Source organism: Methylobacterium sp. 2A (assembly GCF_009806555.1).
GTDB lineage: Bacteria > Pseudomonadota > Alphaproteobacteria > Rhizobiales > Beijerinckiaceae > Methylobacterium.
Genome location: NZ_VUOK01000060.1, coordinates 245,025 through 260,904, shown reverse-complemented (window position 1 = coordinate 260,904; position 15,880 = coordinate 245,025). Strand labels below are relative to the sequence as shown.

Here is a 15,880-nt window from a genome sequence, read left to right as displayed (position 1 = left end):
GGGGCCTTAGCTCAGCTGGGAGAGCGCTTCCATGGCATGGAAGAGGTCATCGGTTCGATCCCGTTAGGCTCCACCATCTTCCCTCGCGTGACGCGGCCCTGTCCGGGACGTGAACCGCGTTTAAAAAATTGGGGCCTTAGCTCAGCTGGGAGAGCGCTTCCATGGCATGGAAGAGGTCATCGGTTCGATCCCGTTAGGCTCCACCATCATTCCCTCGCGCGACGCGGCCATCGCCAGCGCTCGAGGCTGAAGACCTCCGAACGCTTCCGATCAGACTCTGCGCCGCGCTGCATTCGTGCGCCGCGACGGCGCGAGAGGGATCACCGGTTCAGGTGCCCGAGCGGCAGCGCCGTCGTGTACTTCACCTGTCCGAGCGCGAAGCTGGAGCGGATGTTGGCCACGCCGGGGATCCGGGTGAGGTGGTCGAGCACGAGCTTCTGGTACTGGCCCAGATCCTCCACCACCACCCGTAGCATGTAGTCGGCCTCGCCGCTCATCAGGTAGCATTCCATCACCTCCGGGCGGCTGCGCACCGCCTCGTCGAAGGCCTGGAGCGCGGCCTGGGTCTGCTTCTCCAGCGAAACGTGGACGAAGACGTTGACCGCGAGCCCGAGGCTCAGCGGATCGACCACCGCGACGCAGCCGCGGATCACCCCCGCCGCCTTCAGTTCGTTGACGCGCCGCCAGCACGGTGAGGTCGAGAGGCCGACCCGCTCGGCGAGGTCCGCGATGCTGATCTCGCTGTCCGCCTGAAGGCATTCGAGGATGCGCAGGGAGGCAGCATCCAGCGGGACCGGTCGTGGCGCCATGGGTTCGCTCCCCTGTATCAGGCCGGACTATCAGGCCGCGCATCGCCGGATTGAAGACGCATTCTCCGGCACACGCCATCCTTGAAGCGGGGTTGAAATGACCCCCAATGCAGCCTTTTCGGGGCAAATATACCGCAGTCTTTGCCGCTGGGGTGAAACTTCGGCATGTCCCGCCGCCCCCGCACCGATATGATCGGGCCTATAAAGGGAGGCCGCGCCGATGAACGCCATACCGCCGAAAGCCACTATCGCGCGTTCCGCGGAGGTCGATCACGACCCGGCCGAGACCCAGGACTGGCTGGCCGCCCTGGACTCGCTGTTCCGTACCGAGGGCGCGGCCCGGGCGCGGTTCATCCTCGACCGGCTGGAGCGCCGCTCGAAGGAGATCGGCCTCCTCGACGAGGCCCTGCCCTACTCGCCCTACCGCAACACGATCCCCCTGGCGAAGCAGCCGCGCTACCCGGGCGACCTCGACATCGAGGAGCGCCTGACCTCGATCATGCGCTGGAACGCGCTCGCCATGGTGGTGCGCGCCAACATGGCCTACGGCGAATTGGGTGGCCACGTGGCGAGCTACGCCTCGGCGGCGGAACTGTTCGAGGTCGGCTTTAACCACTTCTTCAAGGGCGGCGTCGACGGGGATCTCGTCTACTTCCAGCCGCATTCGGCGCCGGGCGTCTATGCCCGCGCGTTCCTCGAAGGCCGGCTCTCGGAGGAGCAGCTCAAGCACTATCGCCAGGAGATCGCGGGCGATGGCCTGTGCTCCTACCCGCATCCCTGGCTGATGCCGGATTTCTGGCAGGTCCCCACCGGATCGATGGGCATCGGCCCGATCCACGCGGTCTATCAGGCGCGGTTCATGCGCTATCTCGGCCATCGCGGGCTCGCCGACACCGCCGACCGCCACGTCTGGGGCGTGTTCGGCGACGGCGAGATGGACGAGCCGGAATCGATCGGCGGATTGGCGCTCGCCGCGCGCGAAAAGCTCGACAATCTCACCTTCGTCATCAACTGCAACCTGCAGCGGCTCGACGGGCCTGTCCGCGGTAACGGCCAGATCATCCAGGAGCTGGAGAGCCTGTTCCGGGGCGCGGGCTGGAACGTCATCAAGGTGCTGTGGGGCTCGGAGTGGGACGGGATCTTCGCCCGCGACACCAACCATGCCCTGTTGCGCCGCTTCGCCGAGACGGTCGACGGCAAATACCAGACGCTCGGCGCCAAGGACGGCGCCTACAACCTCGCGCATTTCTTCGGCGAGGATCCGGAGGTGCGCGCGCTCGTCGCCCACATGTCGGATGCCGATGTCGATCGCCTCAAGCGCGGCGGCCACGACTTCCGCAAGCTCTACGCGGCCTTCGCGGCGGCCAAGGCCACCAAGGGGCGGCCGACCGTGATCCTGGCCAAGACCAAGAAGGGCTACGGCATGGGCGGCGCGGGCGAATCGCGCATGACCGCCCATCAGGCCAAGAAGCTCGACGTGGACGCGCTGCGCGCCTTCCGCGACCGCTTCGCCCTGCCGCTCACCGACGCGCAGGTCGAGGGTCTGGCCTTCTACAAGCCGGCCGAGGACGGCGCCGAGATGCGCTACCTGCGCGAGCGCCGGGGAAATCTGGGCGGCGTGCTGCCGGCCCGCCGCCGCACGGCCCCCACCGTCGCGGTCCCGCCGCTCTCGACCTATGCGGGCTTCGCGCTGGAAGCGGGCGGCAAGGCGATGTCGACCACCACGGCGGTGGTGCGCCTGTTCGGCAACCTCCTCAAGCACAAGGATCTCGGGCCCCGCATCGTCCCGATCGTCGCCGACGAGGCCCGGACCTTCGGCATGGCCAACCTGTTCCGGCAGGTCGGGATCTACGCGCCGGACGGGCAGCTCTACGAGCCCGAGGATGCCGGCTCGATGCTCTATTACCGCGAGGCCCGGGACGGGCAGCTCCTTGAAGAGGGCATCACCGAGGCCGGGGCGATCTCATCCTGGACGGCCGCGGCGACCGCCTACAGCGTCCACGGCCTGTCGATGCTGCCGTTCTACATCTACTACTCGATGTTCGGCTTCCAGCGGGTCGGCGACCTGATCTGGGCGGCGGCGGACCAGCGGGCGCGCGGCTTCCTGATCGGCGCCACGGCCGGCCGGACGACGCTTGGCGGCGAGGGGCTTCAGCACCAGGACGGGTCGAGCCACCTCGCGGCGGCGGCGATCCCGAATTGCCGGGCCTACGATCCGGCCTTCGCGTACGAGATGGCGGTGATCGTCGACCGGGGCGCCCGGGGGCTGATGGAAGAGGGCGAGGACGCCTTCTACTACCTCACCGCCATGAACGAGACCTACGCCCAGCCCTCCATGCCGGAGGGGGCCGAGGCGGGCATTCTCAAGGGGATGTACCGCCTGTCGGGGCCGGAGGGTGGTGCGGGCGCGGTGCGCCTCCTCGGCTCGGGGGCGATCCTGCCGGAGGTGATCGCGGCGGCGGATCTGCTGAAACAAGACTGGGGCCTCAGTGCGGAGGTGTTCAGCGTCACGAGCTTCAGCGAGCTGGCACGCGATGCCCGGGAGGCCGAGCGCCGGGCGATGCGCGATCCCGAGGCCGAGGCGCCGGTCAGCCACGTGGCGGCGCTGCTGCCGGGCACGGCGCCGGTCGTGGCAGCGAGCGACTATATCCGCGCCTATCCGCAGCTGATCGCCTCCTATGTCGAAGCGCGCTTCGTGGTGCTCGGCACCGACGGGTTCGGCCGCAGCGACACCCGGAGCGCGCTCCGCCGCTTCTTCGAGGTGGACCGCCAGCACGTGGCGATCGCGGCCCTGCACGCCCTGGCCGAAGCCGGCACCGTGCCCCGCGCCACGGTCGCCGAGGCGATCCGCCGGTATGGCATCGCGGCGGACGCGCCCGCGCCCTGGACCGTCTGAGGCGATGAAGTCACGCATCCCATCCACGACCTCATCCTGAGGTGCCCGCGCCAGCGGGCCTCGAAGGAGCCCTCCAGCCGGCCGCGCGATGCCTGGAGCCCTCCTTCGAGGCCTCCGCTACGCTCCGGCACCTCAGGATGAGGGGTATGGATGGGATGTCTGAAGCGCCGCAAATCCGCTGCCCGCACGCGGGAAGCCTGGCCACAGCCTTCCAACCCGGAATCCAACCCGCATGAGCGCCGCGCTGCAGATCGCCCTCCCGGATATCGGCGACTACCGGGACGTGCCGGTCATCGAGCTTCTGGTGAAGCCGGGCGACCGCCTCGCCGTGGACGACCTGATCCTCAGCATCGAATCCGACAAGGCGACCATGGAGGTCCCCTCCCCGGTCGCCGGCACGGTGCGCGAGCTGCTGGTCTCGGTCGGCTCGAAAGTCTCGGAGGGGACGCCGATCCTGATGGTGGAACCCGCGGACGGGGGCACCGATGCAGCTGGCGCCCTCCCTCCCCCCTCTGCGGGGGAGGGTGGCCCGCGAAGCGGGTCGGGAGAGGGGAACGACGGTGCAGAAGAGAGCACTGCCCTTCATGCCGGTCGTGACATATCCGGAAACGGCGCTCCCCTCTCCCGACCCCTGCTGACGCAGGGGCCGCCCTCCCCCACCGAGGGGGGAGGGAATGGTGCACTGCCGGCAACGAGAGGCGACGTCCATGCCAGCCCGTCCGTGCGCCAGCTCGCCCGGGAACTCGGCGTGGCCCTCGACCGCGTGCCGGCCACCGGACCCAAGGGCCGGATCCTGCGCGAGGACGTCCATGCCTTCGTCAAGGCCGCCCTCGCCGCGCCGCCGAGCGCGCCCGCATCCGGCATCGGCGCCGGCCTGCCACCCTGGCCGGCCGTGGATTTCGCCAAGTATGGCCCGATCCGGCGCGAGCCCCTGTCGCGGATCCAGACGCTCTCGGGCGCCAATCTCAGCCGCAACTGGCTGACGATCCCGCACGTCACGAACTTCGACCGGGCCGACGTGACCGAGATCGAATCGTTCCGCACGGGCCTGAACCAGGAGACGCGCACGCCGCCCGCCAAGCTCACCATGGTGGCCTTCCTGATCAAGGCCGCGGCCTCGGCGCTCCGGGCCTATCCGCGCTTCAACGCGTCCCTCGAAGGCGGCGACCTCGTTCTGAAGGACTACGTCCATATCGGCTTCGCGGTCGACACGCCGAAGGGCCTGATGGTGCCGGTGGTGCGCGACTGCGACCGCAAGGGGATTATGGCGATCGCCACCGAGATGGCCGCCATGGCGGAGAAGGCCCGGGCCGGGACCCTTCCGGGCACCGACAGGCAGGGCGGCTGCTTCTCGGTCTCGTCGCTTGGCGGCATCAGCGGCGACGGCTTCACGCCGATCATCAACGCCCCCGAAGTGGCGATCCTGGGCGCGGCGCGCGCGCGCATGGAGGCGGTCTGGGACGGGAAGGCTTTCCAGCCGCGTTTGATCCTGCCCTTGAGCCTGTCGTGGGATCACCGCGTGGTCGACGGCGTCGCCGCCGCCCGCTTCCTCGGACACGTGGCCGCGGTCCTGTCGGACCTGCGCCGCGCGCTCCTGTGACGGCCGCCGCCATGCGCGAGCTCCACGAGATCCGCGTTCCGGATCTGGGCGACTATGCCGACGTGCCGGTGATCGAGATTCCGGTGAAACCGGGCGCGGCGATCGCCCGCGACCAGACGCTGCTGGTGGTCGAATCCGACAAAGCGACCCTGGACATCCCGTCTCCGGTGGCGGGGCGGCTCGTGGAAATGCTGGTCGGCCTCGGCGATACGGTTTCGGCCGGCACGCTGATCGCCCGCATCGCCCCCGCGGATGTGAGCGCAGAGCCGGCGCCGCCCGCCCAGGCCACGGCCGCGCCCGCCATCACCGAGCGCACGGACGCCGATTGCGACGTGCTGGTGATCGGCGGCGGCCCCGGCGGCTATTCGGCCGCCTTCCGCGCCGCCGATCTCGGACAGCGGGTGATCCTGGTGGAACGCGACGCGACGCTCGGCGGCGTGTGCCTGAATGTCGGTTGCATCCCGTCCAAGGCGCTGCTGCACGTGGCCTCCGTCACCGAAGAGGCCCAGCGCCTCGCCGCCCACGGCATCAGCTTCGGCGCGCCCGCGATCGATCTCGGGAAGCTGCGGATCTTCAAGGCCGCCACCGTCCGCCGCCTCACCGACGGGCTCGCCCAGATGGCGCGCCAGCGCAAGGTCACGGTGATCCGCGGCACGGCGCGCTTCAGCGGACCGAACGCCGTCGTGGTCACCCTGCACGAGGGCGGCGAGCGCTGCATCGCCTTCCGCAGCGCCATCGTGGCGGCGGGCTCGTCGCCGGTCGCCCTGCCGATGCTGCCGGAGGATCCGCGCATCGTGAACTCAACCGGCGCGCTGGAGCTGCCCTGCGTGCCGCGCCGGCTCTTGGTGATCGGCGGCGGCATCATCGGCCTGGAGATGGCCACGGTGTACAGCGCGCTCGGCGCCCGGGTCGACGTCGTCGAGCGGCTTCCGAACCTGCTGGAGGGCGTGGATCGCGACCTCGTGGCGATCTGGACCAAGCGCAACGCACACCGGTTCGACCGCCTGCTGACCGGCGCCGAAGTGGTCTCCGCCGCACCGGCCCCTGCGGGCATCGCCGTCACCCTGGCGGGCGAGGTGCAGGCCACGACCTACGACCTCGTGCTCCAGGCGGCCGGCCGCCGGCCGAACGGCGCGGCCCTGGGTCTTGAGACGGCGGGCGTCATGGTGGACCGGGGGTTCGTGCCGGTCGACGCCCAGATGCGCTCGAACGTGCCGCACATCCTCGCCATCGGCGACCTCGTGGGCCAGCCGATGCTCGCCCACAAGGCGGTTCACCAGGGCCATGTCGCGGCCGAAGTCGCCGCCGGGCACCGGGCCGGATTCGACGCCGCGGCGATCCCCTCCGTCGCCTATACCGATCCGGAGATCGCCTGGGTCGGCCTCACCGAGGCCGCCGCGAAGGCGGCGGGCCGGACCGTGGAGGTGGCGCGCTTTCCCTGGGCCGCTTCGGGCCGGGCCATCGCCAACGGTGCCGATTACGGCCTGACCAAGCTGCTGTTCGAGGCCGGCACCAGGCGCGTCGTGGGCGGCGCCGTCGTGGGTCCGAGCGCAGGCGACCTGATCGGCGAGATCGGGCTCGGCATCGAGATGGGGGCGGACGCGGTCGATATCGGCCGGACGATCCATCCGCATCCGACGCTCGGCGAGACGATCGGCCTCGCCGCCGAGGCGGCGCTCGGCCTCTGCACCGACCTGCCGCCAGCGGCGCGGCGCTAGCGCCCCGGCCGGTCCTCAACCTGGAAGGCGAGCTTTCTCGGGATGGACTCGCGGCCGGGTCGGGCGTTAACCGCACCGGGTTAAGCGAGGCGTCCATGAGGAGTCGACGTGTGGCCAGAGCGCTCTCCGCCGAAGTGGACGCCGGTTCGGCGCAAGAGAGCGCGTTGAAACAAAGGCTGAGAGCTGTGCTCGATTGCAACGCGATCGGGCACGGCTCTGGACCGGTGCGCGGCGGGCGATCCGCCCGACAGCCCCTCGTGATCCTGCTGGCCGCGTTGGCCGCGCTGCCGGTGAGCCGTCCGGGCCGGGCCGCCGCGGAGGCCCCGGCCGTGCTCGACAGGCCGACCGACCGGCAGGCCCTGACGGCGGCGCTGCGCGCGCGCATCCTCGCCTCCGACAGCGCGACGCTCGCCCTCGAAGGCTGGTGCGCCGAGCACAAGCTCGCCGCCGATCCGCACCTCGTGGCACAGCGCCTGCCGGGGTCCGACAAGCCGCTGACCGCCGCGCAGCGGGCCCGGCTGGCGATCGGCCCGGACGAGCCGGTGCGCTATCGCCGGGTCCGCCTCGTCTGCGGCGATCGCGTGATGTCCGAGGCCGACAATTGGTACGTGCCGGCCCGATTGACGCCCGAGATGAACGCCGTGCTGGACGGGACCCACACGCCGTTCGGCCGGGTCGTGCGGCCGCTGGCGCCGGTCCGACGGACCGTCGAGGTTCGCGCCCACAGCTCGGAAGCCGCGCCGCATCCGGACGATGCCCTGTTCGAGGTCGATGCGGTGCTCACGACGGGGGCCGGTCAGCCGTTCTGCGAGGTGGTGGAGACCTATCTCGGCACCGCTCTGCCATCCGGGTCCCGCTGACAGGAAGCGGGCAGCGTCCCCGCCGCGGCAGGATCGCGCGCTCGCGTCGTCGCGCGCCAGACGATAACGCAGCTCTTCCGGCCGCATCATCCGCGCGGCTGCACTCATCAGGAGGCAAACGATGCGTTCGTGGCTTGGCCGTACCGCCTTGATGGCGCTCGCGCTGGGTGCAGGTGCCGGCCCCGCCCGGGCGGCCGACCCGGCCGGTCTCTGGCTCACGGAGACCGGCAGTTCGCGGGTGCGCATCGCACCCTGCGGTGGCGGTTTCTGCGGGACGATCGTCAGCGCCCCCGGGAAGGCCTTGGATGTGAAGAACCCCGATCCGGCGCTGCGCGGCCGCAGCGTCGTCGGCGTCCAGATCCTCGACGCGCGCCAGCCGGACGGTTCAGGCTATTCCGGGTCGCTTTACAACCCGAACGACGGCAAGACCTATTCCGGATCGCTGCGCCTGACGGGCCCCAACACCCTCGAGGTTTCGGGCTGCGTGATGAGCGTGTTCTGCAAGCGGCAGAGCTGGACGCGGGTGAACTAGGCGAAGACCGTTTCGCCTCCGATCCGCGGCGGAAACGCCGTCCCGCATGTGCTGCGGCGCAACATCGCAGGATCGATTGTGCGCTATCAAGGTTGCTTGGGTCTGACAGCAACAGGAATTGCCATGACCCGGACCCTTCTCGCCACCGTTCTCGCCGTCGCCATCGTCGTGCCGGCTTCTGCGCAGGTCGTCGAAACCCCGGCCGGCGCCGTCGTCCCGCCCGGTGCACCGGGCGTCGTCAGCACGCAGGCCGATACCACCGGGAGCGTGCCATCGGTCACCTATTCCCCGACCGGACGGCCGGCCGACACCATCACGACGGATTCGGCGGCGGGCGGCAATGCCGGTCAGCCGTCGCGGGTCGCGCCGCAGGGCGGCGCGGGCGGCGGCAGCAAGTAAGCCGCTCGGCCCACGCAACGCTGGGACTCGACGAGGCCGCACCGGCGACGGTGCGGCCTTCCGCGTTCAGGCCGCCTCGGTGAGGGCCTGTTCGACCGCGTCGAGGGCGGCTTCCGCGCCGGCCCCGTTCGGACCACCGGCCTGCGCCATGTCGCGGCGTCCGCCGCCGCCCTTGCCGCCGAGGGCGCCGGCGCCGGCCCGCACCAGCCCGACCGCGTCGTAGCGCCCCGTCAGGTCGTCGGTGACGCCGACCACCAGACCCGCCTTGCCGTCGGGTCCGACGCCGACGACAGCCACGATGCCGGAACCGAGGCGCTTCTTCTCCTCGTCGACGATCGGCTTGAGGTCGCGCATGTCGAGGCCCGCGACCACCGACCGGCGGAACGCCACGCCGCCGATCTCGGTCTGCTGCGCGCCGGCCCCGGAGCCGCCCTCACCGCCCATGGCGAGCTTGCGCCGGGTCTCGGCCAGTTCGCGCTCCAGGCGCCGCCGCTCCTCCATCAGGGCGGTCAGCCGATCGGGCGCCTCCGAGACCGGTGCCTTGAGGATGCCGGCCAGAGCCGCCAGCGTCCGGGCCTCCGCGGCGCGGTGATGCCGGGCCGCATCGGCGGTCAGCGCCTCGATCCGGCGGACCCCGGCCCCTACCGCGCTCTCGCCCACGATGGTGATGGCGCCGATATCCCCGGTGCGCGCGGCATGGGTGCCGCCGCAGAGCTCGACGGAGAAGTTCTTCGGGCGGCCTTGCTCGGCCTGCGCATCGACCGGCAGCCCCATCGAGACGACCCGGACCTCCTCGCCGTATTTCTCGCCGAACAGCGCCCGGGCGCCCGACGCGATCGCGTCGTCCACCGCCATCAGCTTGGTGACGACGGGCGCATTCTGGAGCAGCACCGCATTGGCGATGTCCTCGACCCGGGCGAGTTCGTCCGGCTCGATCGGCTTCGGGTGGCTGATGTCGAAGCGCAGCCGCTCGGGGCTGACCAGCGAGCCCTTCTGCGCGACGTGGTCGCCCAGCACCTGCCGCAGGGCCTCGTGCAGCAGGTGGGTCGCCGAATGGTTGGCCCGGATCGCCTTCCGGCGGGCGTGATCGACCTTCAGCTCGACCGGCTGGTCGAGGCTCAACGTGCCCTCCTCCACCGTGACGTGGTGGACGAACACGTCGCCGAGCTTCTTCTGGGTGTCGGTGACCCGCGCCCGCACGCCCGGCGCCAGAATCAGCCCGGTATCGCCGACCTGGCCGCCCGACTCGCCGTAGAACGGCGTCTGGTTCACCAGGACGAGGCCGGTCTGGCCCGCCTCCAGACTCCGCACCTCGGCGCCGTCGCGGAGCAGTTCGGTGACGATGCCCTCGGCGCTCTCGGTCTCGTAGCCGAGGAATTCGGTGGCGCCGACGCGCTCGCGCAGCCCGAACCACACGGTCTCGGTCGCGGCCTCGCCCGAGCCCTTCCAGGCCTCGCGCGCCGCCTGCTTCTGGCGCTGCATCGCCGCGGTGAACGCCTCCGTGTCGACGCCGATGCCCCGGGCCTTCAGCGCATCCTGGGTCAGGTCGAGGGGGAAGCCGTAGGTGTCGTAGAGGGTGAAGGCGGTCTCGCCGGAGAGCTTGTCGCCTTGCCGAAGGTCGCGGCTCTCGGCATCGAGGATCGACAGGCCGCGCTCCAGCGTGCGCCGGAAGCGCGTCTCCTCCAGCTTCAGGGTCTCGGCGATCAGGCTCTCGGCCCGCATCAGCTCGGGATAGGCCTGACCCATCTCGCGCACGAGCGTCGGCACGAGGCGGTACATGGTGGGTTCCCGCGCACCCAGGATCTCGGCGTGGCGCATGGCCCGGCGCATGATCCGGCGCAGCACGTAGCCGCGGCCCTCGTTGCCCGGCAGCACGCCGTCGGCCACCAGGAAGGACGAGGCGCGCAGGTGGTCGGCGATCACGCGGTAGGAGGCGAGCGTCGCCGGCTCCGGTGCTCGCGAGACCGCGTGCGCCACCGCGTCGATGAGCGCCCGGAACAGGTCGGTGTCGTAGTTCGAGTGGACGCCCTGGAGGATCGCCGCCATGCGTTCCAGGCCCATGCCGGTGTCGATCGAGGGCCGCGGCAGCGGATTCCGGACGCCCGGCTCCAGCTGCTCGTACTGCATGAACACGAGGTTCCAGAATTCCAGGAACCGGTCGCCATCCTCGTCCGGCGAGCCGGGCGGCCCGCCCTGAAGCGCCGGACCCTGGTCGATGAAGATCTCCGAGCACGGGCCGCAGGGACCGGTATCGCCCATCTGCCAGAAATTGTCGGAGGTGCCGATCCGGATGATCTTGTCGTCCGGCAGCCCGGCGATCTTCTTCCACAGGCCGGCCGCCTCATCGTCGTCGGCGTAGACGGTGACGAGGAGCTTGTCGGGCTTGAGGCCGAATTCCTTGGTAATCAGCGTCCAGGCCAGTTCGATCGCGCGGTCCTTGAAATAGTCGCCGAACGAGAAGTTGCCGAGCATCTCGAAGAACGTGTGGTGGCGTGCCGTGTAGCCGACATTGTCGAGATCGTTGTGCTTGCCGCCCGCGCGCACGCATTTCTGTGCGGTGGTGGCCCGATCGTAGGCGCGCTTCTCGACGCCGGTGAAGACGTTCTTGAACTGCACCATGCCGGCGTTGGTGAACATCAGCGTCGGATCGTTCTTCGGCACGAGGCTCGAAGAGGGTACGACCTCGTGCCCCGCCTTGGCGAAGTAGTCGAGGAAGGTCGACCGGATCTCGTTGACGCCGCTCATCGGGGCTGACTCTGGCAGGAACACGGGGCCGGGCGCCGCACGACTTCGGCGCGGCACCCGCAGGGCGCTCTCTTAGAACCCTTCCCGATCGGGTGGCAATCGGTGCGCCCCGTGTCCCTGCCGCCTTGCGCCCGCAGCCGGATCGGCTGTCGGTCCAGCGCGGAGGGCTCGGGATATGCGCGTTGCGCCTGGAGATGCGACCGGCGCGGGGCGAAAGAGCCTGCCGACGCGAGGTCACCCCGCATCGGAGGCCGCCGAGCGCCCCGGAATCTCCAAGCAATGCCTGCCGGGGCGATGTCGTCCGTACAGTTCTGTGGTGCCACGACATGGAAGTGTCAAGCCATCTCCGCCGAGGCGGCCAGGAAGAACATGGTACACTGGTGAATTGATTGGCTATATATAAAGTATTATATGTAATAATTTCTTTCTTTTTTACTTTATTTTGCTGTTTGTAACGTAAAAATAGAGCCATTTTGTTGATATAAATGCTGTATGTTGTCAATTTTTGCTGGTTTAAAATCACATTTGAAATATTAAAACTCCAGCTTATTGTGATATAAGCGCCACGGTTGTCAGAGACAAGCGATCTAAATGCCAAACATCTTTCGGAATTGAAGTGGCCGACTTCTCATGATCGGCCGCCCCCATTAGCGCTGCCTTCCGGCGAAGCTTCGATGGAATCGACATGCAGAGGTTCTGGATCATCCTCCGGCGGCGTGGACGCCCGTTCCGGTCCTGGTTGGGTGGGGCCGCGGTAGGCATGGCGTGCGGATCCGGCGCCGCACTGGGTCAGAGTTCCGTAACCCTCGAAGAGTTGCAGGTTTTCGGATCGCGATCAGATCCCTCGCCGCAATCGCCCGAATCGCCGACCGGTCCCGGAAACGGCTACGTCGCAGCTCGAAGCCTCGTTGGCACGAAGACGGACACACCGGTCCTCGAGGCACCGCAATCCGTGTCCGTCGTGACGAAGCAGCAGATTCAGCGACAGGGCTCGCAGGCCGTGAGCCAAGCGCTATCCTACTCGGCCGGGGTGCAAAACGAGCCGTTCGGCCACGACGCGCGCTACGACGTGTTCATCATCCGCGGCTTCGCCGCAAGCCAGTTCGGCAACTACAAGGACGGGCTTCGGCAAGGCAACGGCGTCTACGCCTATTTCCGCAACGACCCCTACGAGACGGAGCGAATCGAGGTCCTGCGCGGGCCGACCTCGGTGCTGTTCGGAGCCAACGATCCCGGCGGCCTAGTGAATCTCGTCAGCAAGGTTCCGACCGCGCAGCCGTTCCACGAGACCGGCCCCGATATCGGCAACTACGGACGCCGCCAGGGCCGGTTCGACGTGAGCGGTCCGGTCGCCGGGGCCGACGGCGTGCTCTATAGGTTGACGGGGCTCGTGCGGCAGAGCGGAACGCAGATTGCCTGGACGCCGGACGACCGGATCAGCCTTGCACCGGCGCTCACCGTCAGACTCGGCGACGCCACGACGCTGACGCTGCTCGGCGAGGTCGCCCGCAACCACACGGCGATGTGGCCCTTCGTCTACAGCGGGCCGTCCGGTAAGGTAACGCGGATCGGGCTCAGCGACCCGAACTTCGACAGGCTCGACCAAAGCCAGTACCAGTTCGGCTACAGACTCGAGAGCCGCCCCGGCGACGACATCGTCTTCCGCCAGAGCTTCCGCGTCGGCGGCGTCGATTTCCGTGGGAACCTAGTCGACGGGATGGGTCTTGCGTCGAACGGCTATACGCTCAATCGATACGCCGAACAGATCCGGGAAAACCTCTCCGTCGTCACGGTCGACAACAATGTCCAGGCCGGGTTCAAGACCGGCCCTCTGATCCACACCGGCCTGATTGGCCTCGACTATTTCCAGCAGGACACGGCGAAGCGCGAACTCTATGGCATGGCCCCGGCGCTGGACCTTCGCAATCCGATCAATGCGCCCTATCCGTACGCTTTGTCCCAGATGGGTTCGCTGACCGGCCAGTCCCTGCAGCAGGTCGGCCTCTACGGTCAGGACCAGATCGCCCTCGGTCGGTTCCGGCTGACGGCGGGCGTGCGGCAGGACTTCGCCAGCTTGAACACGCTCGACCGGATCACCCTGGGGGAGGCGCAGGCCACCCCGTCGGCGCTGACCGAGCGTGTGGGCCTGACCTACCTGTTCGACAACGGCGTCGCGCCTTACGCCACCTACGCGACCTCCTTCCTGCCGCAGGGCGGCACGCAGTCGCCGCGGAGAGGATCCACGCCGTTCGAACCGTCCGAGGGTGAGAATTACGAAATCGGCGTCAAGTATCAGCCGGGCGGCATGAACGCCCTGTTCACGACCGCGCTCTACGAGCTGACCAAGTCGAACGTCCTGACCCCCGATCCGCAGGACCCGCGCTACTTCGTTCAGACAGGTGCAATAACGGTGAAGGGTGCCGAGTTCGAGGGTGTCTTCTCGCTCGGCGACGGGTTCAGCGGCATCGCATCCTATGCCCACACCGACGCCAGGGTCACGAAGAGCAACGGTGCCGACCGCGGCAAGGTCCCGGTCGGAGTTCCCCTCGAACAAGCCGGGATCTTCCTGGACTACACGGTCCCGACCGGCGAGTTGGCCGGGCTCGGCGGTGGCGCCGGCCTTCGCTACACCGGGAGAACCAAGGCCAATCCGATCAACACGCAGACAAATCCGACCCTTACCGCCATTGACCTGTCGTTACATTACGAGATTTCGGCCGTTCGATTCGCCGTCACCGCACGCAACGTGGCGGATCAGCGGCGGGGCATCTGCAGCAGCGGCTTTTGCCGGATGAGCCTCGGGCGGACACTGCTGGCGAGCGTCTCGGTCCAATGGTAGCGTGACGGCTTCTCCTTCGTGGCCCGCTTCCGTGGCCGACTTCGCGCTGTGCGGCTGTCGCGAAGGCGGGCGGTAAGAGGCGACCGTCCCCTGCGCCGAATACCGGCATGGCGCCGGGAATCGTGCTTCCGCCTGTCCTCCTCCTGGCCTCGGCCGCAAAATCACCTCGCCCCGCCCCAGAGCCGCCACAAGCACGGCCGTGTTGTCGCCACATCTGTCAAGCGATGTTGAATCCGGGCGCCATTACCGGCGCGCGGGGAATCGGATCAACGATGCAGGGCCGCACGGTCGGAACGTCGAAGACCATCATGGGCAAGTCGGGCACGGGCAAACCGGGCGCCGGGCATTTCGGCGCGGGCCGCGCCGACGTGATCGCCGCGCAGCCGATGCTCGGCCGCGCCCATGGCAGCCGTTCCGCCCTTGTCCGGTCGGTGATGACCGTGTCGCTGATCGCCGGCGGCCTCAGCGCGGCGCTGATCGGCTCGGGCGTCGATCTCGGCAAGGTCGGCCTGTCGCCGGCCGTGTCGGTCGCGGAAGCCGCCACCGAGATCCCGATGCCGCGGCCGCGCATCCACACCGTGGCGCTGGAGGACGAGCTGGAGCGCACGCCCCTGCGCGCTGCGTCGAGCTTCGCCGCCGTGCACGACCTCGACACCGAGATCGGCTCCAACACGGTCGACCGCGTGTCCTACGACTTCCTGCTCTCCGAAAGTGCGGGGGGCGACCCGAACGACATCCTCGAATTCGGCCCGATGAAGATCCGGCGCCACATCGTCCAGACGATCGTGCGCGCCGCACAGGCCGTGCAGACCGACCCAGTCCTGCTCATGGCGGTGGCCGACAAGGAATCGAGCTTTATCACGGCGGTCCAGGCCAAGACCTCCTCGGCGACCGGCCTCTATCAATTCATCGAGCGCACGTGGCTCGGCGTCGTCCGCGACTTCGGCGCCAAGTACGGCCTGGAGAAGGAGGCCGCGCTGGTCACGGCCGATGCCAACGACCGGCCGGTGATCACCGATCCGGCCGAGCGCGCCCGGGTACTCGAACTGCGCCGCGATCCCTATCTTTCGGCGCTGATGGCCGGCGAGATGCTCAAGCGGGACGCCGCCCGGATCGCGCTGCGCATCGGGCGCGAACTTACTCTCGGCGAAGTCTACCTTGCCCACTTCCTCGGGCCGGACGACGCCGAGGAATTCCTCGCCAACGTCGTGAACAAGCCGGCCACGGCCGCAGCTGCGCTGCTCCCCGGTCCGGCCCGGGCCAACCGCGCGATCTTCTTCGCGGCGGGTCGCTTCACCGGCCGCGGTCGCCATCGCAAGCCCGTCAGCCTGTCGGTGGCCCAGGTCCACGAGAAGTTCGAGGCGATGATGAGCACCCGCGGCTCGCGCTACCAGAACGTGCGGGCGGTCTCCGGCATCATGGCGTATGCCGACGCGGAAACCGTCACGCAGTAACGGGTCCGAGAGCCGCGTCGCGATTCGG

Annotated in this window: 10 protein-coding genes and 2 tRNA genes; 10 read left to right on the top strand and 2 right to left on the bottom strand. The window is 68.9% G+C overall.

What is annotated here, in order from left to right; genetic code table 11:
• Nucleotides 1–76: transfer RNA gene (locus FVE89_RS27645), tRNA-Ala, on the top strand.
• A gap of 54 nt (nucleotides 77–130) precedes the next feature.
• Nucleotides 131–206 (top strand) — tRNA-Ala (locus tag FVE89_RS27640).
• Nucleotides 207–320: 114 nt separating this feature from the next.
• Here the strand turns inward: FVE89_RS27640 and FVE89_RS27635 are convergent.
• Entirely contained in the window at nucleotides 321–809 is a 489-nt protein-coding gene (locus FVE89_RS27635; RefSeq protein ID WP_161393343.1) for an Lrp/AsnC family transcriptional regulator, read from the bottom strand.
• A 220-nt stretch (nucleotides 810–1,029) separates the two neighbouring features.
• Here FVE89_RS27635 and mdeB point away from each other — a divergent pair, with 220 nt between their 5' ends.
• The 6 genes from mdeB to FVE89_RS27605 all read left to right on the top strand — a co-directional run bounded on the left by mdeB (nucleotide 1,030) and on the right by FVE89_RS27605 (nucleotide 8,814).
• On the top strand, nucleotides 1,030–3,705 hold the full coding sequence (gene mdeB, locus FVE89_RS27630) for an alpha-ketoglutarate dehydrogenase (protein ID WP_161393342.1): 2,676 nt from the start codon (nucleotides 1,030–1,032) through the stop codon (nucleotides 3,703–3,705).
• Between the two features lie 232 nt (nucleotides 3,706–3,937).
• Nucleotides 3,938–5,305 carry a 2-oxo acid dehydrogenase subunit E2 gene (locus FVE89_RS27625; RefSeq protein ID WP_161393341.1) on the top strand — a complete coding sequence of 456 codons (1,368 nt, stop codon included), beginning with the start codon at nucleotides 3,938–3,940 and terminating at the stop codon, nucleotides 5,303–5,305.
• 11 nt (nucleotides 5,306–5,316) lie between these two features.
• Nucleotides 5,317–7,023: a dihydrolipoyl dehydrogenase gene (gene lpdA / locus FVE89_RS27620; RefSeq protein ID WP_161393340.1), complete on the top strand. Its 1,707-nt coding sequence runs from the start codon at nucleotides 5,317–5,319 to the stop codon at nucleotides 7,021–7,023.
• Between the two features lie 257 nt (nucleotides 7,024–7,280).
• Nucleotides 7,281–7,883 carry a hypothetical protein gene (locus FVE89_RS27615; protein ID WP_342389846.1) on the top strand — a complete coding sequence of 201 codons (603 nt, stop codon included), beginning with the start codon at nucleotides 7,281–7,283 and terminating at the stop codon, nucleotides 7,881–7,883.
• A 121-nt stretch (nucleotides 7,884–8,004) separates the two neighbouring features.
• Nucleotides 8,005–8,415 (top strand): DUF2147 domain-containing protein, encoded by a 411-nt coding sequence (locus tag FVE89_RS27610; protein WP_161393339.1) that lies wholly within the window; start codon nucleotides 8,005–8,007, stop codon nucleotides 8,413–8,415.
• Nucleotides 8,416–8,538: 123 nt separating this feature from the next.
• On the top strand, nucleotides 8,539–8,814 hold the full coding sequence (locus tag FVE89_RS27605) for a hypothetical protein (protein ID WP_161393338.1): 276 nt from the start codon (nucleotides 8,539–8,541) through the stop codon (nucleotides 8,812–8,814).
• A 66-nt stretch (nucleotides 8,815–8,880) separates the two neighbouring features.
• Here FVE89_RS27605 and alaS read toward each other — a convergent pair whose 3' ends face one another.
• On the bottom strand, nucleotides 8,881–11,559 hold the full coding sequence (gene alaS, locus FVE89_RS27600; protein ID WP_161393337.1) for an alanine--tRNA ligase: 2,679 nt from the start codon (nucleotides 11,557–11,559) through the stop codon (nucleotides 8,881–8,883).
• 685 nt (nucleotides 11,560–12,244) lie between these two features.
• On the opposite strand from alaS, the gene FVE89_RS27595 reads away from it, so the two are divergent.
• The gene (locus FVE89_RS27595; protein ID WP_342389844.1) at nucleotides 12,245–14,398 is read left to right on the top strand and encodes a TonB-dependent siderophore receptor; all 2,154 of its coding nucleotides are present in this window, start codon (nucleotides 12,245–12,247) and stop codon (nucleotides 14,396–14,398) included.
• Between the two features lie 272 nt (nucleotides 14,399–14,670).
• On the top strand, nucleotides 14,671–15,852 hold the full coding sequence (locus FVE89_RS27590) for a transglycosylase SLT domain-containing protein (RefSeq protein WP_161393335.1): 1,182 nt from the start codon (nucleotides 14,671–14,673) through the stop codon (nucleotides 15,850–15,852).
• Nucleotides 15,853–15,880: the final 28 nt, after the last annotated feature.

Coding starts and splice junctions, on each gene's coding strand:
- lpdA (WP_161393340.1), top strand. CDS start 5,317: ATGCGCGAGCTCCACGAGATCCGCGTTCCGGATCTGGGCGACTATGCC.
- mdeB (WP_161393342.1), top strand. CDS start 1,030: ATGAACGCCATACCGCCGAAAGCCACTATCGCGCGTTCCGCGGAGGTC.
- FVE89_RS27605 (WP_161393338.1), top strand. CDS start 8,539: ATGACCCGGACCCTTCTCGCCACCGTTCTCGCCGTCGCCATCGTCGTG.
- FVE89_RS27625 (WP_161393341.1), top strand. CDS start 3,938: ATGAGCGCCGCGCTGCAGATCGCCCTCCCGGATATCGGCGACTACCGG.
- FVE89_RS27595 (WP_342389844.1), top strand. CDS start 12,245: ATGCAGAGGTTCTGGATCATCCTCCGGCGGCGTGGACGCCCGTTCCGG.
- FVE89_RS27635 (WP_161393343.1), bottom strand. CDS start 809: ATGGCGCCACGACCGGTCCCGCTGGATGCTGCCTCCCTGCGCATCCTC.
- FVE89_RS27610 (WP_161393339.1), top strand. CDS start 8,005: ATGCGTTCGTGGCTTGGCCGTACCGCCTTGATGGCGCTCGCGCTGGGT.
- FVE89_RS27590 (WP_161393335.1), top strand. CDS start 14,671: ATGCAGGGCCGCACGGTCGGAACGTCGAAGACCATCATGGGCAAGTCG.
- alaS (WP_161393337.1), bottom strand. CDS start 11,559: ATGAGCGGCGTCAACGAGATCCGGTCGACCTTCCTCGACTACTTCGCC.